The organism is Bradyrhizobium sp. DOA1 (assembly GCF_001593325.1).
Lineage (GTDB): Bacteria > Pseudomonadota > Alphaproteobacteria > Rhizobiales > Xanthobacteraceae > Bradyrhizobium.
In genome coordinates, this window is sequence record NZ_JXJM01000001.1 from 1,829,897 (window position 1) to 1,853,554 (window position 23,658).

General features: G+C 63.9%; 21 protein-coding genes. 4 read left to right on the top strand and 17 right to left on the bottom strand.

Features of this window, described 5'->3' with window-relative positions; genetic code table 11:
- Nucleotides 1-318 precede the first annotated feature (318 nt).
- The gene (locus tag SE91_RS08550; RefSeq protein ID WP_082813697.1) at nt 319-1,089 is read right to left on the bottom strand and encodes a WbqC family protein; all 771 of its coding nucleotides are present in this window, start codon (nt 1,087-1,089) and stop codon (nt 319-321) included.
- A 178-nt stretch (nt 1,090-1,267) separates the two neighbouring features.
- Here SE91_RS08550 and SE91_RS08555 point away from each other — a divergent pair, with 178 nt between their 5' ends.
- Complete coding sequence (locus tag SE91_RS08555; RefSeq protein WP_082813698.1) at nt 1,268-2,245, top strand: class I SAM-dependent methyltransferase; 978 nt, start codon at nt 1,268-1,270, stop codon at nt 2,243-2,245.
- A gap of 399 nt (nt 2,246-2,644) precedes the next feature.
- On the opposite strand, the gene SE91_RS08560 is transcribed toward SE91_RS08555, so the two are convergent.
- The 3 genes from SE91_RS08560 to rffA all read right to left on the bottom strand — a co-directional run bounded on the left by SE91_RS08560 (nt 2,645) and on the right by rffA (nt 5,630).
- Nucleotides 2,645-3,265 (bottom strand): class I SAM-dependent methyltransferase, encoded by a 621-nt coding sequence (locus SE91_RS08560; RefSeq protein WP_156489524.1) that lies wholly within the window; start codon nt 3,263-3,265, stop codon nt 2,645-2,647.
- Nucleotides 3,266-3,304: 39 nt separating this feature from the next.
- A complete protein-coding gene (locus tag SE91_RS36090) occupies nt 3,305-3,664 on the bottom strand; it encodes a hypothetical protein (protein WP_156489525.1) in 360 nt (119 codons plus the stop codon).
- Between the two features lie 823 nt (nt 3,665-4,487).
- Nucleotides 4,488-5,630 (bottom strand): dTDP-4-amino-4,6-dideoxygalactose transaminase, encoded by a 1,143-nt coding sequence (gene rffA / locus SE91_RS08565; protein WP_061847279.1) that lies wholly within the window; start codon nt 5,628-5,630, stop codon nt 4,488-4,490.
- Nucleotides 5,631-5,804: 174 nt separating this feature from the next.
- On the opposite strand from rffA, the gene SE91_RS08570 reads away from it, so the two are divergent.
- Nucleotides 5,805-7,379: a lipopolysaccharide biosynthesis protein gene (locus tag SE91_RS08570; protein WP_061847280.1), complete on the top strand. Its 1,575-nt coding sequence runs from the start codon at nt 5,805-5,807 to the stop codon at nt 7,377-7,379.
- Between the two features lie 14 nt (nt 7,380-7,393).
- Here SE91_RS08570 and SE91_RS08575 read toward each other — a convergent pair whose 3' ends face one another.
- The 7 genes from SE91_RS08575 to SE91_RS08605 form a co-directional block, all read right to left on the bottom strand.
- Nucleotides 7,394-8,605 (bottom strand): glycosyltransferase, encoded by a 1,212-nt coding sequence (locus SE91_RS08575; RefSeq protein ID WP_061847281.1) that lies wholly within the window; start codon nt 8,603-8,605, stop codon nt 7,394-7,396.
- Complete coding sequence (locus SE91_RS08580) at nt 8,602-9,369, bottom strand: class I SAM-dependent DNA methyltransferase (RefSeq protein ID WP_061847282.1); 768 nt, start codon at nt 9,367-9,369, stop codon at nt 8,602-8,604. The genes SE91_RS08575 and SE91_RS08580 overlap by 4 nt, the downstream gene beginning before the upstream one ends.
- A complete protein-coding gene (locus SE91_RS08585; RefSeq protein WP_061847283.1) occupies nt 9,366-10,487 on the bottom strand; it encodes a DegT/DnrJ/EryC1/StrS family aminotransferase in 1,122 nt (373 codons plus the stop codon). The genes SE91_RS08580 and SE91_RS08585 overlap by 4 nt, the downstream gene beginning before the upstream one ends.
- Before the next feature lie 36 nt (nt 10,488-10,523).
- Complete coding sequence (locus SE91_RS08590) at nt 10,524-10,970, bottom strand: cupin domain-containing protein (protein ID WP_061847284.1); 447 nt, start codon at nt 10,968-10,970, stop codon at nt 10,524-10,526.
- A 110-nt stretch (nt 10,971-11,080) separates the two neighbouring features.
- Nucleotides 11,081-12,265 carry a CgeB family protein gene (locus tag SE91_RS08595; RefSeq protein ID WP_061847285.1) on the bottom strand — a complete coding sequence of 395 codons (1,185 nt, stop codon included), beginning with the start codon at nt 12,263-12,265 and terminating at the stop codon, nt 11,081-11,083.
- Between the two features lie 141 nt (nt 12,266-12,406).
- Nucleotides 12,407-12,925, bottom strand: a complete 519-nt coding sequence (locus SE91_RS08600) for a D-glycero-alpha-D-manno-heptose-1,7-bisphosphate 7-phosphatase (protein WP_061847286.1) — start codon at nt 12,923-12,925, stop codon at nt 12,407-12,409.
- 86 nt (nt 12,926-13,011) lie between these two features.
- Nucleotides 13,012-14,235, bottom strand: coding sequence for a phenylacetate--CoA ligase family protein (locus SE91_RS08605; protein ID WP_061847287.1), 1,224 nt, complete (start codon nt 14,233-14,235; stop codon nt 13,012-13,014).
- An 85-nt stretch (nt 14,236-14,320) separates the two neighbouring features.
- Here SE91_RS08605 and SE91_RS08610 point away from each other — a divergent pair, with 85 nt between their 5' ends.
- Nucleotides 14,321-15,472, top strand: a complete 1,152-nt coding sequence (locus SE91_RS08610) for an AGE family epimerase/isomerase (RefSeq protein WP_061851047.1) — start codon at nt 14,321-14,323, stop codon at nt 15,470-15,472.
- A gap of 3 nt (nt 15,473-15,475) precedes the next feature.
- Here SE91_RS08610 and SE91_RS08615 read toward each other — a convergent pair whose 3' ends face one another.
- The 6 genes from SE91_RS08615 to SE91_RS08640 form a co-directional block, all read right to left on the bottom strand.
- Nucleotides 15,476-16,315 (bottom strand): ABC transporter ATP-binding protein, encoded by an 840-nt coding sequence (locus SE91_RS08615; RefSeq protein WP_061847288.1) that lies wholly within the window; start codon nt 16,313-16,315, stop codon nt 15,476-15,478.
- Nucleotides 16,316-16,479: 164 nt separating this feature from the next.
- A complete protein-coding gene (locus tag SE91_RS08620; RefSeq protein ID WP_061847289.1) occupies nt 16,480-17,763 on the bottom strand; it encodes an ABC transporter substrate-binding protein in 1,284 nt (427 codons plus the stop codon).
- Between the two features lie 45 nt (nt 17,764-17,808).
- Nucleotides 17,809-18,882, bottom strand: coding sequence for a branched-chain amino acid ABC transporter permease (locus SE91_RS08625; protein ID WP_061847290.1), 1,074 nt, complete (start codon nt 18,880-18,882; stop codon nt 17,809-17,811).
- Nucleotides 18,883-18,885: 3 nt separating this feature from the next.
- Nucleotides 18,886-19,779 (bottom strand): branched-chain amino acid ABC transporter permease, encoded by an 894-nt coding sequence (locus SE91_RS08630; RefSeq protein WP_061847291.1) that lies wholly within the window; start codon nt 19,777-19,779, stop codon nt 18,886-18,888.
- A 118-nt stretch (nt 19,780-19,897) separates the two neighbouring features.
- Nucleotides 19,898-21,829: a long-chain fatty acid--CoA ligase gene (locus SE91_RS08635; protein WP_061847292.1), complete on the bottom strand. Its 1,932-nt coding sequence runs from the start codon at nt 21,827-21,829 to the stop codon at nt 19,898-19,900.
- Entirely contained in the window at nt 21,826-22,647 is an 822-nt protein-coding gene (locus SE91_RS08640; RefSeq protein WP_061851048.1) for an ABC transporter ATP-binding protein, read from the bottom strand. The genes SE91_RS08635 and SE91_RS08640 overlap by 4 nt, the downstream gene beginning before the upstream one ends.
- Nucleotides 22,648-22,979: 332 nt before the next feature.
- Here SE91_RS08640 and SE91_RS08645 point away from each other — a divergent pair, with 332 nt between their 5' ends.
- Nucleotides 22,980-23,654 carry a Crp/Fnr family transcriptional regulator gene (locus SE91_RS08645; RefSeq protein ID WP_061847293.1) on the top strand — a complete coding sequence of 225 codons (675 nt, stop codon included), beginning with the start codon at nt 22,980-22,982 and terminating at the stop codon, nt 23,652-23,654.
- Nucleotides 23,655-23,658: the final 4 nt, after the last annotated feature.

Consider the following 23,658-nt stretch of genomic DNA (forward strand, 5'->3'; position numbering starts at 1 on the left):
GTGCATGTTCGCGCGATGAACGCTATTGTTCATCAGCGGTGCGCTCAACATCGAAGCAGCACGGCCAGGACAATACGCCGGCATGGTGTCGACCAGCAGTATCCGGCTGTCGAACTCCGACAATTCCTTCAACAACTCGGCTTCAGCGGTGCAGCCATTTGAGCGACCGCACGGTTGGGAACCACTACACTTGGTACGCCGGCGCGCAGTGCGATGCGGCCCGACGACTAGGCGCGGTCCAAGGGTCTAGTTGCAGCCGGCGCGGCGGTTCGCATCTCGGCGAGAGGTAAGCCCCTGCGTTCACGGCAATCAACAGCGTCATAGGCTGCGCGGCCCAACAATTGAAGATCCCGGGACTCGTTCCGGGACTTTTTGCTGCGAGCCCGAATCCGCCGACTTATTACGCCTCAGGCGCGCGAAGTGCCGCGCCTCGGGGCCGGTATTGAAGATCAGGTCCAGGATGCTGACGGCATGTTCGAACCCAGCATGGAGCTGCGGATAGTCGGGGTAGCCGTGATAGCTCATCCACTCTGTGGCAATACCCGCGGAGGCAAACATCTCTTCGTCGAGATAGGCCCGAGCGGACGGGCCGCTGAGATAGCTGTCGGCGCCGGCGGCTCGGGCGATTGAAAGCAGCCGCGCTGTCTTCACGCCCTCTCCAGGATAGGCCGTGTCCCGAACGATCCGCGTCTTCAACCCGAGCAGGCCCGCGATCTCGCGCGTGAATAGCTCGTTGACGCCGGTCAGGCGCCTCTCCTTGTCTGCACGCTCGTACCAGGCGCGAACCGCAGATGCAAATGCATCGAAGAACGGCGCGCGTCGGTAGGCCAGTTCCAGTGTTCGCCAGTGTTTCTCCGCCCAGGGCTTTTCGATCTCGACCTCGTCGATCGGCTGGTCGAACCGTCCCTTTGTCACGACGGGAATGGTTAGCCATTCTACTCCACTCGCGGTCTTGATCCGGTTGCGGTTGTGCCAGTGCCGCTTCACGTATTGCATGCGGTCGAAGATCACGTATTCGTCGCATTGCCCGATCAGGTCGAAGAAGCCCTTCCAAGGAATATAGCAGGACTGGATGATCGAGATACGCACAGGTTTGACTTCAGTGAGACCGGACGGCATGCCGCGATGGGCTTGACGCGCGTGATTGATCCGAACAGGTTGCTGGCAGGCCCTCGTCCGGCCGCCATCAGGGCCGTGTTTACAGTGACTCCGCGATGAATTCACCCCCAATTGTTGGTCATGCCCAAACCGCCGCTGCGTGTTTCCTATGATCGGTCCAACTCAAGGGCGCCGCCGCTGCCCCGCGTGCGGTTCCGAAGAGGAAATCGACGATCGCGAGCCGATCTGGCCGGTGGGCTGGCAGTGCCCGGCTTGTGGGATCGCCGTCGCTGAGCGCGAAGGCATCCCAATGTTTGCGCCGGAGCTCGCCGACACGATCAGCGGGATGGACCCGCACAACTTCGAGGCGCTCGCCAAAGTCGAGGACGAGCATTTCTGGTTCGTCGCGCGCAACGAGCTGCTGGTCGGCCTAGCCGAGCTCTTCTTTCCCGATGCGCGCCGGTTCCTTGAGATCGGCTGCGGCAACGGCGTTGTGCTGCGTGCGTTTGCGCAATCGCGCCAGTGGCGCCGGCTGGTGGGTTCGGAGCTGCATCCGTCCGGGCTCACCTTTGCCCGAACGCGCCTCCCGCAGATTGAATTCGTGCAGATGGACGCACGTCATATTCCGGCGCGCGGTGTGTTCGACCTGGTGGGTGCGTTTGACGTGATCGAGCACATTGCCGATGACGAGGGCGTCTTGCGCGGGATCCGCGCGGCAACGGTGGACGGCGGCGGCATCATCATCGCCGTACCCCAGCATCCGTGGCTGTGGAGCCGTGCCGACGAGATCGCATATCACGAACGACGTTACCGCCGCGGCGAACTCGAAGAGAAGATGCGTCGCAACGGCTTCGAGGTCCTGTTTTCCAGTTCGTATACGTCACTGCTCTTGCCTTTGATGGTCGCAAGTCGGCTGATGACCCGCAGCAAGCCGGGCACCGAGGGGGTCGAACGTGAATTCACGCTCGACCCGCGCGTTAACGGCATCTTCACTGCGATCCTGCGTGCAGAGGTGCGCATGACACTTGCGGGGCTGCGCTGGCCGGCTGGGGGCAGCCGCGTCGTGGTTGGACGAGCGGTAGATAGTCTGCTGCCCGATGCTGACGGGATGACCTGCCAAATGAGCGGCGCGTCTCCAAGCTGGTAAGTCGACACAAGCATTGGATGAAACTCAAGGGCTCTATCGTCGCAGTCAAACGCCGTATTGATCCTTCCTATTTGGTTTATCTGCGCGGGTTGGCATTTGGATGACCAGCGCCCGACCAGCTGCGTCGAGCGCCTTGCGTGGCGTCCACTAAGTATTATGGCAAATTTTGTGCTTAAGCCAAGCTGACGTGGAACGGAACTCCAACCACGACGATCTCGAACTTGGACGTCTCGTTCAAGGCACCGCGAAACATGCAACACAGGAGCGGGTGCCGCCCGAGCCTCGGCCATCGATAGTCACCAGTGAATGTGCAACTCGCTTCGACGCATGGTTGTGTGCGAGCAGGAGAGAAAGGCCCGGGCGTGGGGCCGGGACCTTGCATTTGACCGGGCCGATAACTCACGATGAGGGCGCCGGATTGCTTCGGGCAACCATGACGAAGTGATCGTAGGGCACTCGCAGCAGGTCATGAAAGATCCGGGCTTGAATATTGTAGCCAAGGCCGCTCATCAGACTTAGATAGCCTTCCGGAGTCCTGATGTTCATCCCGGAGTCGAGATTGTTGATAAGCTTGACGACGGCGCGCTGGCCGGGAAGCCAGACGTTGTCGATCGTGGTGATCCGTCCGCCCTCGTTGAGTAGTGACTTCAACGACTTGAACAGATCATCATCGAGATGATGAAGGATGGCCGACACGTTGATCAGGTCGAAGCTTTCCCCGCTCTGCTCCAACTGATCGGCCGAACCGACGATGAAGCGGCCGCGACCGTCATAACGCTGGCGCGCAAACGCGATGTGGCCCTCATTGTGATCGATACCAGTATAATCCAACTCGGGTAGATAAGCGAGAACATTGGCCGGTCCGCAGCCGACATCCAGCATTGTGATGCCGGGTGCTGGCTCGAGCACCTCGCTGACGTATCGCCTGATCGCATTGTCCGCGCCGAGTACGGACATCAGTCCTTTGTAGACTGCCGGAAGCCGGATCGCTCGATAGAGGCCAGTGATTCGCTCTGCCACTTCTTTCTCCCGAAAGCGACCTGTTCGCGTCCCCGCGACCTATAGAGGCTCGGGATCGCGGAAGCCATAGGGCTGTGGATTATGCAAGGATGACTGCCATTGAAACGACCACGTTCCTCTGTTGGGTTCGGGTTGTCCCGGCTGCAGTGGGCAGGTCCGCTGTACGCCCTGTCTCGGCAGGCCGCCGCCTTCAGACTTTGTGAGCGCCTCGCGGGCGTTCATTCCGTTGGCCGAACGGGGCGTGCCGCCGTCGAGTTCCATCGGGGGGCAGGCATCGCAATCGTAGCCCGGGTCTCGCGCGCCCGCCGCAGTCGCAAGATTGAGCTTTTCGAGGCCGCGGCAATATTGCTTCCGCACGCCCTGCACGCGATCTTCGCACCAGTCGTCGTGAACGAGCATAGCTTGTGCACCCCCTTGGCATCAATTCGAGGGCGCCCATGCTCGCCTCCGCGATCTCGGGGCGGTCATTGTGGTGGTCGCGTTTCTGTGCCGGTCAGAGTGCCACGGAAATCGTGAGCCAATTTGCCGCCAAAACTTTTCCAGATAGCCTGCCGGATTGCCGGTGCGGCAACAGGCCAAACGGCAAGAAGGAGTCGCGCTCAGCGGTTTTCTTTGGGGTGCAGCATTGATGGGCGGCATCGCCGACAAGATCGCCGGCTCAACCGCCGTGGCGACCGTAATGGGATCGAGCCAGGCGTCGGCGACCCCAGCCAGCCTGACGTTGTCGCCGCCAAGGCCAAGCCCGTCTCGGTGCGGCAGGACCACCGCGAGGGTCGCAGGGCCGCCCACAGCAGGGTCTCTTCGCAGGCCTCCGGCCCGATCGCCGAGGTGCGGAGCAGACCGCGGCGGTGAAGACGTTCGGGACACGGTACTTGTCCTGGTGGGAGCCGTGGTCGGGGGAGAGCGCGCCATCGTAATCTTGATCGACCGGACCGAGCAGAACGTGATCCAGCCGCCTAGGCGGAACCCGTGCCGGTTGAAAGCTGAGCGCGGTCCAGGTGCGTAAAGTGATTCTCAGGTAGGGCGATGGCAGTGAGGCGCCTGTGCTGCAGCGTCTAGACACGCGAATTGCCCCACCCCGCTCCCGCCCGGCGTGCCGGGTGTGGCGAGCGCACCCGTCGGAGGCGGCAAGCGCTGGTGGCCCCGACGGCGCGCGACCAATCTTCGCGCCCTTTGTGCCGCGCGCGACGCCAAGAACGGTGAATCGGACGGGGTCTAGAGATTACCGCCCGAGGATCATCCCGAGCGTGTCACAGATTCGCTCCTGCTGAGCTTGTTGAAGGGCCATCCACATCGGCAGCCGGATCAGACGTTCCGAGAGTTCGGTCGTCAGCGCCAGATCGCCAAGCGTCCGTCCGAACCGCTGCCCCGCGGGCGAGGAATGCAGCGGCACGTAGTGGAAGACCGCCTGGATGTTTTCGTCCCTGAGCTTGCGCAGCACCATGGAACGGTCGATCTCCGGTGGCAGCAGCACGTAATAGAGATGTCCATTGTGGCGGCAGTGGCCCGGCACGATGGGGCGACGCAGCAGGCCGCGCTGCTCCATCGGCGCCAGCATGTCGTGATACCTGTTCCAGATCGCCAGCCGCTCGCGCGTGATGCGCTCGGCCTCCTCAAGCTGGGCCCAGAGGAAGGCGGCGGTGAGATCGCTCGGCAGATAGGACGAGCCGATATCCTGCCAGGTGTATTTGTCGACTTCGCCGCGGAAGAACCGGCTCCGATCGGTGCCCTTCTCGCGCATGATCTCGGCGCGCAGCGCAAGCTCGGGGTCGTTCACTAGCAGGCAGCCGCCTTCGCCGGACATGATGTTCTTGGTCTCGTGGAAGCTGAAGGCGCCGAAATCGCCGATGGCGCCGAGCGCAGAGCCCTTGTAGCTGGCCATGATCCCTTGCGCGGCGTCCTCGACGATCCGCAGATCGTGACGCTTCGCGATCGCGACGATCGCATCCATCTCGCAGCCGACGCCGGCATAGTGCACCGGCGCAATCGCACGCGTGCGCGAGGTGATCGCAGCCTCGACCTGCCGTTCGTCGAGGTTCAGCGTGTCCTCGCGGACATCGACGAAGACGGGGATCGCACCGCGCAGCACGAATGCGTTCGCGCTTGATACGAAAGTGAAGGAGGGCAGGATGACCTCGTCGCCGCTCTTAAGGTCGAGCAGCATGGCGGCCATGTCGAGGGCGGACGTGCAGGAATGCGTCAGCAACGCTCGCGCGCATCCGGTGCGCTGCTCGATCCATTGGTGGCAGAGTTTGCTGTAGCGACCGTCGCCGGACACGTGAAGGCTCTCCAGCGCCTTCTGGATGTAGCCGGACTCTTTTCCGGTCGGATAGGGCCGATTGAACGGTATGAACTCGGATGCCATTGCCTAAGCCGTTGAACCACCTTAAGACGCGCTAACGCTCTGCTTCGAATCCACGTTGGCGTTTTCCGCTGCGGGAATCAATGGCGATCCTGCGGCGTCCGTAGGAACCGATGCGCCAGCGATCGCGGACGATCGGGACGGTTCGTGGCGCGCGGTCGCGGGGAAGGATGCGGCTTGACCGATACGCAAGTTGACGCGCCAGGTAGGACGGACGATCCCAAGAGCGAAGGGGGCAACGGCCGCCTTCAGCGGCTGATTCAGGGCTGGTCGGCGAACCTCGTGCAGATGGTGTTGGGGCTGACGCAGCAGCTGCTTCTCATCCCCGTATTCCTGCATTTCTGGAACAGCGACATGCTCGCGGCCTGGCTTGCGCTCTATGCGGCCGGAGCCCTCGTGATCGTCGCGGATTGCGGCTTGCAGCTTCGTTCGATCAACCGGTTTCTCGCCTTCAAGTCCTGCGTCGATTGCGACGGACGCACGGCGAGCTTCTTCGCCCGCATGAAGCGGATCTATCTGTGCATCGTCGTCGTGCTCGGCGCGTTGCTGATCGCCGGCACCGAGCTGTTTCCGCCTGCCGCGGTTCTCGGATTTCAGGGGGTGCCGACCTTCGACAGCGCGATGCTCGCGATCACCCTCGGCGTGCTGCTCGCGTTGCCGGCCAATCTCGTCGCCGGCCTCTATCGCGTGCGCGGCAAGTACGGCCGGGCCGTGTGGTCGCAAAACATCGCGACGGTGCTTGGGCAGGCCGGCCAGCTCGTCGCGATCGCCTGGTTCGGCAGCCTGCTCGCGGTCGCGCTCGCCTATGTCGCGGCCCAGATTCTGTTTGCGCTGTTCCTGATCGTCCATGACGCGCCGCGCCAGTTGCCGTTCCTGCGGCGCGCCCGTGGGCTCTCCTCTGGGTCGTGGCGCTGGAGCGCGGGGCAGTTCGGCCTTGCCTTGCCCTTCTCCATCGCCAACCTCACCGAGCTTGCGCTCATCAACGTGCCGGTGCTGCTGGTCAGCGCGATGGTCGCCGATCGCGTCGCGGTGGCGCAATGGGCCCTGGTCCGCGTCATCTCGAGCTTTGTGAGGAGTGTTTGCATCCTGATCACGCTGCCGATCGGCGCGGAGCTCGGCCACGATTATGCCATCGGTGATAAGGTGCGGCTGCGCACGCTCTATGCCCAGGGGTCGCTGCTCGTCACCGCCGCGGCCAGCCTGATCGTTGCCGGGGCGTTGCCGTTCTGGTCGGACTTCTTCGCGTTGTGGACCCACGGCAGCATCCCGAACAACGCCACGCTCGCTATCACGCTGCTGTTCGGTTCCGCAATCATTGCGCCATCGCTGATGGCTTTCGTCTTTGCCAATCACAGCAATCGCGGCGACCTGCTGGTCCGGACCAAGGGGCTGCAGCTGATCGCGTTCCTGATCCTGTCGGGCCTGCTCATCCCCAGGTTCGGTCCCCTCGGCGCGGCGATCGCGATCGTGGCAAGTGACCTCCTGACCCAGTTCGGAATCCTGACGGTCGTCATCATGCTTCAGACGCTGGATCGTCCGCTTCGCCACATGCTGGTGCTCTTCGCGGTCATGGTCACGATCGTGTTCGGTGGATGGGAGCTTGGCTTCGTGATCCACACCATGGTGCCGGGAGTGGGGATGCTCCGCTTCCTGGCGGAATGCGCGATCTGGAGCATCGTCGTCGCGCTTGCGGCGAGCCCGCTGCTGATCGCGCGCGTGCGCACGCGGCTGCTGGCAGCGCTGCCGAACTGACCAGCGGGCTGATCTCAGTAGATCTGAGGGTAACGACGATACCTCAGCCGCATCAGGTGCCGGGCAAGCTGCCGGTGTCCTTCGTCGATCCGCTCGCCGAAATGGGCAAGCCGTTGCCTGCCTGCGGCGGCAAGCCGGGCGCGCTCTTCGGGTGAGCCGACCTTGGCGATGGCCTTCGCGAGCGAGGCCGGATCGTCGTAATCGAACAGAATGGCTGCATCGCCAGCCTGCGCCTCGAAGGCTTCCGGATAGATCACTGGCGTGCCGACCGCCCACGCCTCGAGCGGGGGCAGGTTGGTGGGGCCGAAATAGGTGGCCATTACCAGCGCGTGGGCGCCCCGGTAGAGCGCGCCAAGCTCCGCGTTGGGGACGAAGCCGAGCATGTGCACGCAATCGGCGAGACCGTGCTGCGCCGCCAGTGCCTCGAACGCAGCGCGCGCGCCGCGATCGGAGCCGCAGAGCACCAGCCTGTTTGTCTCCCCCTGGTCCCTCAAGAGGCGCATCGCAAGCAGGATCGTTGCATGGTTCTTGTGCGACCAGAATTGCGCCGGATAGAACAGATAGCCGGGCTGGATGCTGTACTTCCTGAGGATCGCTGCGTCCGCGTCCTGATCGGCCTTATCCGATCGCGACACGTAGAGCGACGGCGAGAACGGGATGCAGACGGCGCGGTCGCGCTCCATGGCGTAGCGCCGGTACAGCATGTCAACCAACTCATCCGCGTTGGTCACGACCACCGCGGCCTTGACGGCGGCGCTGCGCCACACGATGTCGCGGCGCTCGAACTGGGCGAATTCCCGCACTTCGTCGAATTCAGGACGGTCACGGAAGCAGCCGTCGAAGATCGTGATGATGAACGGCAGCTTGTAAAGCACCAAATTCCAATTCGATGTCGTGGTGAAATAGACGATGTCGACGCCGGCCCGAATCAGCTTCTTCTCGAACGGTGCGCACAGCCGCATGGAGTACTGCAGCAGGTCGAACGGTCCGGAATATTTGAGGAACAGGAACAGGCGATCGAGCCAGCCGAGCTTGAGATACACGCTGTTGACGCCGAGATCGGCGAGGATCGCGACGTTGTCGTGCAGTGTCGTGAACACCGTGACGTCGATATCGGCGGTCTTCGCCCAGTCGCGCATCCACATGATGTCGGTGAGCGACTGCTGGAAGCCGCCGCCGACGTCGAGCGGCAGTTCGAGAAAGATGCCGACGTGATAACGTTTCACGGCCGCGCAGCCTTTCTCGCGATGGACCAGGCGGCCCAGTCCTTCACGTTCGGCGCAACGTCCGACAGCCAGGCATGGCTGCCGGCCGGCTCGAACCCGCAACGCTTCAGCACAGCTTCGACCTCAAAGGGAAACCAGTAACGCATGCGATGGGTCTCATCGACGCGCCGGATCGTCGCGCGGTCCATGTCCTCGCAGAACAGAGTGTAGTTGACGGACACCGTCGCATTCGGCTCGTCATGGTCGGATTGCGCGATCCGGGTCAGGCGCAGCGGCGCCTGCTCGATCACCTTGACGCGCGTCTCCACGCCCTGCGCCAGCACCGCGCCGCCATACCAATAGTCGAACAAGAACACGCCACCGGGCTTGAGGGCCGCATGCGCGGTCCTGAACAGCGCTTCCAGCCGGTCGTGATCGTTCTGATAGCTTGCGACGTGAAACAGCGACACCACCGCGTCGTAGCCGCGCTCCGGGCCGGTGTCGCAAGCATCGCCCTGGCGGAAGGGAATGGCGAGGCCCGCCTGTTCGGCGCGTGTCTTCGCCTCCTCAATCATGTCTAAGCTGAGATCGACTCCGGCGGCGCTCCAGCCGCGGCGGGCGAATTCGATCGCGTGCACGCCGGTGCCGCAGCCAAGATCGAGCAGCTTGCCCGTGGCGACGCCGTGCGCGCGCAGACGGCTTTCGACGAAGTCGGTCTCGGCTGCGTAGTCCTTGTCCCGGTACAACAGATCGTACCAGGGCGCGTAGTCCGCGAACACGGTCACGGCAGGATCTCCCTGAGCGCCCGCGCCGACCGGGCGATCTCGTCCTCGGTCAATGCAAGCCCACTAGGCAGATAAAAGCCGCGGCGGGCAATGTATTCCGCGTGCGGATGGGATTCATCCAGCATTAACCCCATGCGGCGCAGCACCGGCTGCTCGTGCATGCACCAGAAGAACGGCCGCGTGCCGATGCCCTTCTGCGCCAGGCGCCGCATCGCCTCCTTGGCGTCGAACGGCACGGAGTCGTCCAGGACGATCCCGTAGACCCAATAGATGTTGTCGGCGTAGTTGGTTCTGGCGACGGGGCGACGGATGCCGGCGACATCGGCAAGATGCTGGTCATAGAGCTGGCCGATGCGGCGCTTCATCTCGACGGTCCGCGGCAGGCGCTCGACCTGGGCGACGCCGAGGGCCGCCTGCAAATTCGTCATGCGCGCGTTCCAGCCGAGCTCTTCGTGGACGAAGCGCTGCTGCGGCTGGAAGCAGAGATTGCGAAGGCTTGCCAGGCGCTCGGCAAGTGCGTCGTCGTCGGTGACGATCATGCCGCCTTCACCGGTGGTGACGTGCTTGTTCGGATAGAAGCTGAAAGTCGAGACATCGCCAAAGCTGCCGCAGGGCGCGCCGCGATAGGTCTGGCCGTGCATCTCGGCGGCATCCTCGATCACCTTGAGGCCGCGCGCCCTGGCGAGCTTCATGATCGGTTCGAGATCGACCGGCAGGCCGTAGATGTGAACCAGCATGATGGCCCGCGTGCGCGGCGTGATCGCGGCCTCGACGCCCTCGATGGTCATGTTCCAGGTCGCGGGATCGCAATCGACACCGACCGGGATCAGCCCCGCCCGGGTCACGGCGGAGGCGCAGCTGATGATCGTGAAGGTCGGAATGATGACCTCGCCGCGGGGCTCAAGCCCGAGCGCATGCACGGAGATGTCAAGCGCAACCGAGCCGTTGGTGACGGCGACGCCGTGGCGGCGGCCGGCGGCTTGCGCCATCGCCTCCTCGAAGCGCTTGATGAACGGGCCTTCGGACGAGATCCAGCCGGTGCGGATGCACTCGGCCAGATACTCGGCTTCGTTGCCGTCGAGCAGCGGCGTGTTGACGGGGATGAACGGGTCACTCACAGGCTTTGCTCACAAGCTTTCAGTTACAGGCTTTGCTCAAAGTCCTGGACCTTTGACCCTGATCTCGGAGGGCGCTGCCTCGGGGAAACGAGTCTTGTCGTTCTCGCCGGCGTAGGGGCCTTGCTTGATCTCGAACATCTCGAGCGGCTCGAGCACATGGAAGCCGTGCGCGCCGCTGCAGAGCAGGATGATGTCGCCCGGGCCCAGGATGCGGCTTTCCAGATATTCCTCGGCCACGGTGTAAAAATCGACCTGAAGTTTGCCCTTCTGGATCAGGAGCACTTCCTGGGTGTAGTGCACCTCCCGCGTCACCTTGTTGTGGCGATGTGGCGCGATGCTCTTGCCCTCGGGATGGCTCATGAAGGCGAGCTGCTGCGACAGTTCGGGCGTCGAAAAGAAATGGATGCCGGGCTCGCGGAACGAGGCGCGCACGATGATGGCGTAGAGCTGATCGCCGAATCGAACTTGTTCGACGTGTTCCATCGTCTGCCTCGAAAAAGCTTAGGAATTAGAGTGACATAGCGTCCAAGTCCAACACTTTGGCCATTTTGGCCCGTACCGTCAAGGGCGGATGCCGCCAGCGCCGCGACGCGCTAGATTTGACTGGCCAGGTGAAGAATGTGGTCGATCCGCTGCCTGAATGCGTGTGTCGACAGCGTCCGCGCCTGTCCGGCCGCGGCAACCGCGCGGCGCTCGTCGTCGTTTGCGAGGTAATGATCGATCAGGCCGAGGCATTCGTCGATCGAGCGCCAGGCCGCGACCTCGCGGCCATTATCGAACAGCGTGTGAAGATTGTCCTTGTAGTCGGTGAGCAGGCAGGTTCCGACGCCGGTCGCCTCGAACAGGCGCGCATTGCCGGCCTCGCGTCCGGCCATGTCGATATGTGAATTCAACGTGACGCGTGAGGCGCGCAGCGCCTGATACATCTCCACACCCCAGACCTCGCCCTGATAGCAGCGGTGCAATGGTGATGAGGCGGGAAGGCTGTCGAGGCCGCTGCCGTAGAGCTTCAGGTCGAATTTCCGCGCGACCGCCTCCAGTTGCGCGACCCGCTGCTGGTGATCGGCCGAGATCGCGCCGACGAAGGAGACGTCGATATTTCGTTCAGGCGCCGGCGGCAGCACGTCGAGGATGCCAGGCTCGAAGGCGAGGTGGATCATCTCGGATCGCGCCCCCTGGGCTCGAAAGGAATTCACCACAGCCGATATCTGCGAGATCAGGAGATCGTAGACCGACCAATCCTCGCCGCGCGACGGCACGATGCCGACCTGTCCGAGCAGAACGGGACGGCCGATCTGCTTGATCCGGCGCGCCAGGCGCGTGTCGACGTGGAAGAGATCCTGATTGAGGATGAAGTCCGGCTTGAATTCCTCGATCTGCGCCAGCAGAATTTTTTCGGCCTCCGCGTCGAGCCGCGGGCTCAGTCCCACCTTGCGCGCGAGCGGTCGCAGTATCGGCTTGAACGGTGCGACCGCGCGCAGCAGCCAACCGGGAACTGCTTGCCGGTGCACCGAGGCGGCGGGCGACGGCGGCTGCTCGACCGCAAGCCCGTGCTCGCGCGCCCACGCCGCTCGCATCCAGGGATTGTTCACATGGATGTCCGCGGCGGTATGTCCAGCTGCAGCGAAATTGCGCGAATAGAAATTGGCAACGCCGAACAGGCTGGCGTTACGTGCCGCCATTTGCGCGTCGTAGGATGCGCCTTCCAGGCCCGGATTGCGCCGGTAGAGCCAGGTCAGGAAGCGCTGATAATCAGCGTTGAGGATAAGGACACGCACGAGACTTGGAACTCCGGTTCGCCAGGCGCCGTGCGGTGCCGAGTACCACAAACGAAGGAGTACCACTGCGCTGCGCGTTAACGCTCGCTGGGACGACTAGCCCGGAAACGGGGGAATTTCAACGCCTTGGACCGACCGGCTTCAGGCGAGCTTCAGTGCCTTGCGCACGAACGCCGCAAGGTTGCCTTCGCGAAACAGCAAGCCGCGAATGCCGGCGGCGTGCGCCGCATCGACGTCGCGCTGCTGGTCTCCGATCAGGAAGCTGTTTTCGGCTGCAACGGGAAATCGCTTCATCAGGTCGGTGATCATGCCGGGCCCGGGCTTGCGCCGGTCGCTGTCGCGCCGGTAGCGCTCGACGGTGCCCTCCGGATGGTCGGCACAGTATTCGAACGCATCGATACGCGCGCCGACCGCGGCGAGCTGGTCCGACATCCAGCGATGCAGGGTCTCGACATCGCTCTCCTGGTAGAAGCCGCGGGCGACGCCGGACTGGTTGGTGACGACGAAAGCGAAATAGCCGGCCTCGTTCACGAGCCTGACCGCTTCGCGCGCGCCGTCCATCCATTCGAACTTGCTGACCTCGAACAGGTAGCCCGCGTCGTGATTGAGAACGCCGTCGCGATCGAAGAAGACGGCCGGGCGCGTCGATGTCGTTGTCATGGGATGCCGCAACATATGTTTCGGGCCCTTGTTCGCCGGTTCTCCGGCACCTTGTCAAGGACGCCCAAACGCGCCGCGCGGCGCCGCTAGCGCTCGTCGGCGATAACCTTACCGTCATTCGGCAACGCGCCCGGGCTGACCAATTCGACGGCACCGCCGAGCTTGGTCACCGCGCGCAACGTGGCCGCGATCTCTTCGCGCAGTGCCTCGCTCGCGGACGCCGTCTCCGCCTTCAGCGTCATCGCGTCCGCTTCGCCCTGGCGCGAGACGACGAGGCGCAGGCGGCCCAGCGCGGGGTGGCGTTTTGCGATGTCTGCGATCTGTTCGGGGCGAACGAACATGCCCTTGACCTTGGTGGTCTGGTCGGCGCGGCCCATCCAGCCCTTGATGCGCATATTGGTACGGCCGCAAGCGCTCGCACCCGGCAGCGCAGCGGTGAGGTCGCCGAGCGCGAGCCTGATCCAGGGATGATGCGGATCGAGCGAGGTTACGACGATCTCGCCGACATCGCCGTCCGCGACGGGCTCGCCCGTGCCGGGCTTGACGATCTCCAGAATCAGGTCCTCGGTCACAACCATGCCGTCGCGCGCCTCGGTCTCGAATGCGATCAGGCCGAGATCGGCGGTGCCAAAAGCCTGGTAGGCGTCGATGCCGCGCGCCTTGATCTCGGCCTGCAGCGAAGGCGGAAACGCAGCGCCCGAGACCAGCGCTCGCTTGATCGAGGACACGTCGCGCCCTGCGGTCGCGGCGGCATCGAGCAGGATCTTCAGGAAGTCAGGCGTGCCGCTGTAGCCGATTGGACGGTAGGCTTCGATCAGCTCGAACTGCTGCTCGGTATTTCCCGGCCCTGCCGGGATCACCGCGCAGCCGAGCGCGCGTGCCGAGCCATCGAAGATGAAGCCACCCGGCGTCAGGTGATAGCTGAAGGTGTTGAGCACGACGTCGCCCGGCCGGAAGCCGGCTGCGAACAGTGCCCGCGCGCCGCGCCAAGGATCTGTGCCCGTCGCCTCCGGCTCGAAGATCGGGCCCGGCGAGGTGAACAATCGCGCAAACGAGCCGGGAGGCGCCTCCACAAAACCGCCGAAGGGCAGGGAGGCCTTATGCAGGGCCGGGAGTTCCGATTTGCGCAGCACCGGCAGGCGCGCCAGCGCCGCCCGTGAGGTCACCGAGGCTGGATCGATGCCTTTGAGGCGCTCGGCATAGGCAGGCGCGGCGAGCGCGCTGCGCAGGACCTCCGGCAGCCGGGCGAACAGCGCGTCCTCCCGCTCGTTCGGCGCGCGCGTCTCAAGAGCGTCGTAATGGGCGGTCATGGCTGATCCTCGATCGGACGTATCCGTTGCATGCGGTTCCCGGGGTCGGTATCAGTCGGCACGCGAGCGGATTTGGAGACAAATGATGGCAGGCGAAGGCTCCGTTGCGGCGGACGAGGCAGGCGATGTCGTCGCGCGGCTCAAGCGCCGCATGATCGAGGACGCGCTGCCGCTGTGGTCGACCGCAGGCTGGGACGCCGCGTCCGGCGGCTTCATCGACCGCTTGCACAGGGACGGCACGGCGGATTCCGCCGCGCCGCGGCGGGCGTTCGTCCAGGCGCGGCAAATTTATTGCTACGCCAAGGCGGCGCAGATGGGCTGGTACCCGGAAGGGCGCGCGATCGCCCTGAAGGGGCTGGAGCACATGCTGGCGCGCGCGAAGTCGCCGGACGGCAAGCCCGGCTACGTGCATCGCTTGACGCCTGAGGGCACCGTGCTCGATGGCAAGCGCGATGCCTATGATCACAGCTTCATCCTGCTGGCGCTGTCCACGGCCTACGCGCTCGACAAGGACGCGCAGATCCGCACCGAGATCGATGCGCTGCTCGCCTTCATCGACGGCCATCTGCGCTCGCCGCATGGCGGTGTTCACGAAAGCCTGCCGGTTTCGATGCCGCGGCGGCAAAATCCGCACATGCATCTGTTCGAGGCGATGATCGCCTGTTTCGACGCGACCCACGACCTGTCGTTCCAGAACCGCGCCGGCGAATTCTTCGCGCTGTTCCTCGCCAACTTCTACGACAAGCAGAAGCGCGTGCTCGGCGAGTACTTCGAGGAGGACTGGTCCAGGATCGAGCCTGTCAGCGTCGAGCCGGGTCACCAGGCCGAGTGGGTCTGGCTGCTGAAGGGCTTCGAGCGCATTACGGGATGCCCGACCGGACGCTTTCGCGGCGAGCTGATGCAGGCGGCCATGCGATCGTTCGACACCGTTTCGGGCTGCCTGATCGACGAGGCCGACACCGAGGGCAACATCCGGCGTCACTCGCGCCGGCTGTGGCCGCAGACCGAGATCGCGAAGGCGTGGATCGCGCAGGCCGAATCCGGTGAGGCGGGCGCTGCGGACGAGGCGCGTGCGGCGCTGGTGCGGCTGGAACGGCATTACCTCAGCCATCCCGTGCGGGGCGGCTGGTACGATCAGTTCGATCGCGAGGGCAAGTCGCTGGTCGACACCATTCCTGCGTCGTCGTTCTATCATGTGCTTTGCGCGGTCACGGAAGCGGAGCAGGTGCTGGCCTAAGGGTTACAACCACCGCTTGCGCCGCTTGAAGCTCTTGAGGTTCTTGAAGCTCTTGCGCTGGTCGCCGGCGCCGCCGAGATAGAATTCCTTGACGTCCTCGTTGTCGCGCAGCTCGTCGGCGGTGCCGTCGAGCACGACCTTGCCCTGCTCCATGATGTAGCCGTGGCTCGCGACCGAGAGTGCGGCGCGCGCGTTCTGCTCGACCAGCAGAATAGTGACGCCGAGGTTGCGGTTGATTTTCTTGATGATCGAGAACACTTCCTTCACGAGCAGCGGCGACAGACCCATCGACGGCTCGTCCATCAAAATCATCTTCGGGCGCGCCATAAGCGCGCGGCCGATCGCGAGCATCTGCTGCTCGCCGCCGGAGAGATAGCCGGCAAGGCCCGTGCGCTCCTTCAGGCGTGGGAAATAGTCGAACACCATGTCGAGATCGGAATCAACCTCGCGGTCGTTGCGGGTGAACGCGCCGAGCTTGAGGTTTTCCAGCGAGGTCATGTCGGCAACGATGCGTCGGCCCTCCATCACCTGGAAGATGCCGCGGCGGACGATCTTGTCGGGATCGATGCCATCGATGCGCTCGCCGTCGAACACGATCTCGCCGCGCGTGACCTCGCCGTCCTCGGTCTTGAGAAGCCCCGAGATCGCCTTCAGCGTCGTCGATTTGCCGGCGCCATTGGCGCCCAGCAGCGCGACGATCGCGCCCTTGGGCACCTCGAGGCTGAGGCCGCGCAGCACCAGGATGACGTCGTCATAGACGACCTCGATGTTGCGCACGTTGAGGAGGGGCGCGGTGGCGACTGCGGTTGGATTGGTGCGGATGGCTTCGGCGGTCTCGGTCATGCTTCAAAACTCCGCTGTCGTCGCCCCGGCCTTATGCGCAATTGCGCATCGGGACCGGGCGACCCAGCATTCCAGAGACGCCAGAGATTCACTGAGAAGCCGCGGCTTACTGGATCCCCCGCTCTCGCGGGGGATGACAGTTGCGTATGTGGTGAAGGCGGGGCTCACCAGCCCAGCCATTCCGGCTTGCGCGGCAGCTCGACGGTCTTGATCTTCTCGATCTTGATCGTGCCCTTGGCCATGAGGTCGTTGAGCTCGCCATCGGTCGCGCCGGAGATCTTGGTCTGATAGAGGTCGACCTTCAGCGTGCCGCGGTGATCCTTCTCGGTCCAGGTCGAGGGATTGCAGACGCCTTCCATGCCGACCGGCACCCAGTCCTTCTTCTGGTGGAACGCCTTGACGACGTTCTCGCCGTTGGCGCCGCCGTTCTTGGCGGCCCAATCGAGCGCTTCCTTCATGTACATCGCCGAGCAGACGGCGGCGACATAGTGCACGGGACGATACACCTTGCCGGTCGGATCGGAGATCTTGGAGATTTCCATCACCGTCTTCATGCCCGGGGCATCGCCGCCCCAGCTCACGGCCGTGCGCAGCGGGAACACCACGCCATTGGCCGCATCGCCTGCGGTCTTGGCGGCGTTCTCATCCATGCCCCAGACGTTGCCCAGGAACTGGATCTCGACGCCGGCGGTCTTGCAGGCCTTCATGACCGAGATGTTGGAAGCGGCGGTGTTGCCGAGATAGGCGTAGTTGGCGCCCGACGATTTCAGGCTCAGGCACTGCGCGCTGTAGTCGCCGGGGGTAAGCGCGAACACCAGCGGCGGCAGCACTTCGAACCCGAGCTCCTGCGCCAGCGCTTCGCCGGCCGCCTTCGGCGCGTTCGGGTAGGGGTGGTTCGCGCCCATATGGACGAACTTCGGCTTGCCGCTCTTGCCCTTGGCCTTCCAGTCGTCGGTCGCCCACATCAGCATCGCGCGCAGCGCATCGGAGTAGCTCGGGCCGTAGAACAGATTGTAGGGGGCGGGCTTCGCCTTGCCGCTGGTGCCTTCGGGATCGGTCAGCGCGGCAGCGTAGGAGCCGGACATGTCGGGGATCTTGTCCTGCGCGAGGAAGCCGGTCAGGGCCTCGGTGTCGGCCGTGCCCCAGCCCATGATAGCGGCGACCTTGGTGTCCGGCGCCGACCACTTCTTGTAAAGCGCGATCGCGCGCGGCACCTGGTAGCCGTAGTCGTTGGTGTCGACGTTGACCTGCTTGCCGCCGATGCCGCCGTTCTTGTTGATCCAGGCGAAGGTGTCGGCGACAGCCTGGCCATAGGGCGTGCCGACGTCCGAGGTGCCGCCGGAATAATCGGCGAGATGGCCGACCGCGATCTGAGCGTGCGCGCCGGCCGAAAACGCCGCGATCGCAAGCGCGAGCGATGCGGTGCTCAAAAGGGATTTTGTCTTCATCAGTTGCTTCCTCCTATTCGTTGCTTTCAGACTAGTTGCCCATGCTCAATGCGAGAACGGGTAGAGTTTCCAGTAGGCCTTGATCTGCCGCCAGCGATGCGCGAGCCCATCCGGCTCGAACATCAGGAACGCGATGATGATGAGCCCAATCGCGATCTCGCGCAGGAAAGTGATGTTGGTGTTGAGCAACAGCGCCTTGTCGATGGCGCCCCCCTTCAGATAGTGGCTGAAATATTCCATCGATTCCGGCAGCAGCACGACGAAGGCGGTGCCCATCAGCGTTCCCATGATCGAGCCGGTGCCGCCGATGATGATCATGGCGAGGAACAGGATCGAGCGCTCGATGCCAAAGCCTTCTTGCGAGACGACCTGCTGGTAGTGCGCGTAGAGCGCACCCGCGATGCCGGCGAAGAAGGCGGCCAGCGCGAACGACAGCGTCCGGTATTTCGTCAAATTGATGCCCATGATCTCGGCGGAGAGATAATGGTCGCGGATCGCCACCAGCGCGCGGCCGTCGCGGGTGCGCATCAGATTGGTGACGAGGATGTAGCTCGCGAGCACATAGGCCAGCACGACGTAGAAATACTGCCTGTCGCCCCGCAGCGTGTAGCCGAAAATCGAGAACGGGTTGGCGCTCGCCGGTACCGAGCCGCCGGTGAACCATTCGGCGCGCGAGAAGAAGTCGAGCAGGATGTATTGCGCGGCGAGCGTCGCGATGACGAGGTAGAGGCCTTTCAGACGTGCCGCCGGAATGCCGAAGATCAGGCCGACCAGCGCGGTGATGATACCCGCGAGCGGGATCGCGAAGAACACCGGGACGTGCACGTGGTTGGAGACGTAGGCGGAGGTGAACGCGCCGAGCAGGAAGAAGGCGGCGTGACCGATCGAGATCTGGCCGGTGAAGCCGACCAGGATGTTGAGGCCGAGCGCTGCGATCGAGAAGATGCCGATCTGGATCAGGATGCTGAGCCAGTAGCCGCTGAGGAATTGCGGCGCGAGGCACAGCAGCAGCACGCCGAGAACCGCGAAATTGCGGCTGGTCCGGGTCGGGAAGATCGTGGTGTCGGCCGCGTAGGAAATGCGGAAATCACCAGCGGGAATGAGGGCAGGGCCGGCCATGGATCAGATCCGCTCGATGTCGTGGGTGCCGAACAGGCCGTAGGGCTTGATCATCAGCACGATGATGAGGACGTAGAACGGCGCGATCTCGTAGAGATTGCCCCAGTGCAGGTACTCGCTGTCGACATATTGCGCGATGTTCTCCAGCAGCCCAATGATGATGCCGCCGAGCACGGCGCCGCCGACGGAATCGAGCCCGCCGAGGATCGCGGCCGGGAATACCTTGATGCCGTAGGCGGCAAGGCCAGAGGACACACCGTTCACAACGGCGACGACGACGCCGGCGACGGCCGAGACCGTGGCCGAGATAGCCCAGGCCATCGCGAACACGCTTTTCACGGAAATGCCGAGCGACTGCGCGACCTGCTGGTTGAACGCGGTGGCGCGCATGGCGAGGCCGTATTTGGAGGCACGGAAGAACCAGGCCATCCCGATCATCATCGCGACCGACACCACGAGGCTCATGACGTAGACGGTCTGGATCTGCAGGCCGAGCAGATTGACCGACTGGCTCTCGAACACGCGCGGGAACGGCTGCGGGTTGACGCCGAACATCCATTTCAGCGTGGCCTGCAGCACGGTGGAGAGGCCGATCGTCACCATGATCACCGAGATGATCGGCTCGCCGATCATCGGGCGCAGGATCAGCACCTGGATCGCAATGCCGAACACGAACATGAACACCAGCGTCATCGGCATGCCAATCCAGAACGGCACCTGGTATTTCGCCAGCAGCGCCCAGCACACCCAGGCGCCGACAAGCAGCAGCTCGCCTTGTGCGAAATTGACGACCTGCGTCGCCTTGTAGATCAGCACAAACGACATCGCGACGACGCCGTAGAGCGTGCCGACCACAAGGCCGTTGACCAGCAACTGGATGAGGAAGGCGGTGTTCATATCGATTGACCCAGCGCGTCATTGCCGGGCTTGCCCCGGCAATCCATCGAAGTGGAAAGAAGCTTGCTCGGAAGAGGATGGATGCGCGGGTCAAGCCCGCGCATGACGATCACCTGTATCACTCCGCCGCCTCCGCAACGTGGCCATGTCCGCCGAGATCGACGACCCGCAGCGTGGTGCGCACGCGCTGGGTGGTGCCGTCCTGGAAGCGGATCACGGTGTCGACGGGGATGTCGGAATCGCCGCGATAGATCGCGTCGATGATGCCTTCGTATCTCTCGTTGATGACACTGCGGCGCACCTTGCGTGTGCGGGTGAGCTCGCCGTCGTCGGCGTCCAGCTCCTTGTAGAGCAGCAGGAAGCGCGAGATCCGTTGAGCCGGCGGCAGTGTGGCGTTGACGGTCTCGACTTCTTTTCGAAGCAGCGCGTAGACCTCCGGCCGCGAGGCGAGGTCGCTATAGGTGGTGAAGGACAGGCGGTTCTTCTCGGCCCATTTCGAGATGATGGAGTAGCGGATGCAGATCATCGCGGCGAGCGTGTCGCGTCCGGCGCCCAGCACCACGGCTTCCGCGATGTACGGCGAGAACTTCAGCTTGTTCTCGATGAACTGCGGCGAGAAGCGCTCGCCGCGCGAGGTCTCGGCGAGGTCCTTGATGCGGTCGATGACGACGAGTTGCTTGTTGTCGTTGAAATAGCCGGCATCGCCCGACAGCATCCAGCCGTCCTTGATGTCGGCAACGCTCGCCTCCGGGTTCTTGTAGTAGCCCAGGAACATGTTGGGATGACGCACCACGATCTCGCCGACGCCGTGAACGTCGGCATTGTCGATGCGGATCTCGACGCTGTCGGCCATCGGTATCCCCGTGGTATCGGGATCGACCTTGCCTTCGGGATGCAGCGTGTAGGCGCCCAGAAGTTCGGTCTGGCCATAGAGCGTGCGCAGCGGCACGCCCATGGCTTGGAAGAACTTGAAGGTCTCGGGCCCGAGCGCCGCGCCGCCGGTTGCGGCCGAACGCAGGCGGGAGAAGCCGAGGCGGTCGCGCAGCGCACGGAACAGGATTGCGTCGGCAAAGCCTGAGCGCTTGCCGTGAGCGAGCGCGGCGAGGCCCGTCTTCATGCCGATTTCGAACAGGTACTGTTTGTACGGCGTTGCGTCCATCACCTTGGCGCGGACGTCGGCGGCGATGGATTCCCAGACGCGTGGGGCGAACAGCACGAAGGTCGGCGCGATCTCGCGCAGATCGTTCATCATCGTGTCCGGCTCTTCGACGAAGTTGATCTTCATCCGGCAGAGCAGGCCTTTGCCCAGCACATAGACCTGCTCCATGATCCAGGGCAGGGGCAGCACCGAGACGTATTCGTCGTCCGGCCCCTTCGGGTCGAAGGCAAGATAGGTCGCGCAATGGCCGAGCACGCGGCCGGCGGCGAGCATCGCAAGCTTTGGATGCGAGGTGGTGCCCGACGTGGTGCAGAGGATGGCGACGTCCTCGCCCTTGGTGGCGTCGACGAGCTGATCGTAAAGCTTCGGCTCGCGCGTGGCGCGGGCGCGGCCAAGCTTGGCGAATTTTTCCGCCGACATCAGCCGCGGGTCGTCGTATTTCCGCATGCCTCGCGGGTCGGAATAGATGATGTGCTTCAGCTTCGGCACGCGCTCAGCAAGCGCCAGCAGCTTGTCAACCTGCTCCTCATCTTCGGCGAAGACGAGCTGCGCCTCGCCATAGGTGAGGAGGTAGGAGGCTTCCTCGTCCAGCACATCGCGATAGAGCCCGAGGCTGAGGCCGCCGATCGCGTGGGTGGCGATCTCGGCGGCAACCCAGTCCGGCCGGTTGTCGCCGATGATGCCGACGACGTCGCCGCGCCCGAGGCCGAGCTCGATCAGGCCGAGCGCGAAGTCGCGGACCCGGGTCTGGTAGTCGTTCCAGGTGAACAGGCGCCAGAGCCCGAGATCCTTTTCGCGCAGCGCGATCTCTTGGCCGTGCTCCCTGGCGTTGAGGCGGAGCATCTTCGGATAGGTGTCGGCCTGCGCGACGCGGCCTGCGTAATCCATCATGCCGCGCTCTCCTGCGCGGTCGGAGCGTCGTCCGGGTCGACCAGCACTTCGTCCTCTTCGCCGAGATAGGCGCGCTTGACGTGGGGATCGGCCAGCACCGCGGCCGGATCGCCCTCGGCGATCTTCTTGCCGAAATCCAGCACCATGACGCGGTGGGAGATGTCCATCACCACGCCCATGTCGTGCTCGATCATCACCACCGTCATCCCGAACTCCTCGTTGAGATCGACGATGTAGCGGGCCATGTCCTCCTTCTCCTCGAAGTTCATGCCTGCCATCGGCTCGTCGAGGAGGATGAGGCGCGGCTCCAGTGCCATGGCGCGGGCCAGCTCGACGCGCTTGCGCAGGCCGTAGGGCAGGGTGCCGGCGGTGGCCTTGCGCACCGACTGCAGGTCGAGGAAGTCAATGATCTCCTCCACCTTGCGGCGGTGCTCGAGCTCTTCCTTGCGGGCGCCGGTGAACCAGTACAGCGAGCCCGTGAGGAAATTGTTCTTCAGGAGGTGATGGCGGCCGACCATGATGTTGTCGAGCACGCTCATATGGTGGAACAGCGCCAAGTTCTGAAAGGTACGGCCGATGCCGAGCGAGGCGCGGGCATTGGGCGTCAGCCCCGTGATGTCCTTGTCACGGTAGAACAGCTGGCCTTCGGTCGGCTTGTAGCGGCCGGAGATGCAGTTGACGATCGAGGTCTTGCCGGCGCCGTTCGGGCCGATGATCGAGAACAGCTCGCCGTTCCGAATGGAAAAGCTGACATCGGTCAGCGCGCGGACGCCGCCGAATAGCAAGGACACACCGCGCACTTCCAGATCGCTAGCCACCAACGACTTCCTCCCCGCGACGGCGCTTTTGCGCTCATTCGTCCATTGCCTCGCTGCGATCCTAGTACGGCCGCGCCGGTGAGACCATGCAGCTGATGGTCACCTCCGATCGCACCCGCCAGCTCATTCCCGTGGGAACAAAAGCCGCATCGCGCAAGGTGGTTCTCCATACGGGAAAGCGCTATTTTGAAATGTCTCCCGCCTGACATTTCGGCGACAAAGTTTGCCGGCCGGAGACGGCCTTCATCTTTCGTCGGATGGACGGCCGAGCGGTTATGCTGCGATGCAGCAGAGGAGCGGAGTGACGACACGGTGCGGCTGGCTTCGGGATCATGATTTCAGAGGATCATCTGAAGCGCGTGGCCGCCTGGTCGCGCGAGCTCACCGAGCGCGAGATCGAGGTGGCCCGGGCCGGGATCACCGAGCGGTCCTATGGCACCGGCGAGACCGTCTTCATGCGTGACGACAGGTTCGACTATTGGGCCGGCATGGTGAGTGGTCTTGCCCGGATGGGCGGGGTCTCGCGGGACGGCAAGGAGACCAGCCTTGCCGGGCTCACGGCCGGCGCCTGGTTCGGCGAGGGCAGCGTGCTGAAAAACGAGCCCCGCCGCTACGACGTCGTCGCGCTGCGCGACAGCCGCGTCGCGCTGATGGAGCGCAGCGCCTTCATGTGGTTGTTCGAGAACAGTGTCGGCTTCAATCGCTTCCTGGTCCGCCAGCTCAACGAGCGGCTCGGCCAGTTCATCGGCATGCTCGAGGTCAACCGCACGCTGGATGCCACCGCAAGGCTCGCGCGCAGCATCGCCTCGCTGTTCAACCCGATCCTGTATCCGGAATCGACCACGCATCTGGAGATCACCCAGGAGGAGATCGGCGCGCTGTCTGGCATGTCCAGGCAGAACGCCAACAGGGCGCTGAACAAGCTCGAGAAGGAAGGGCTGCTGCGGCTCGAATATGGCGGCGTCACCATCCTCGATATTGCGCGGCTCAGGAGTTACGGGGACTGACGCC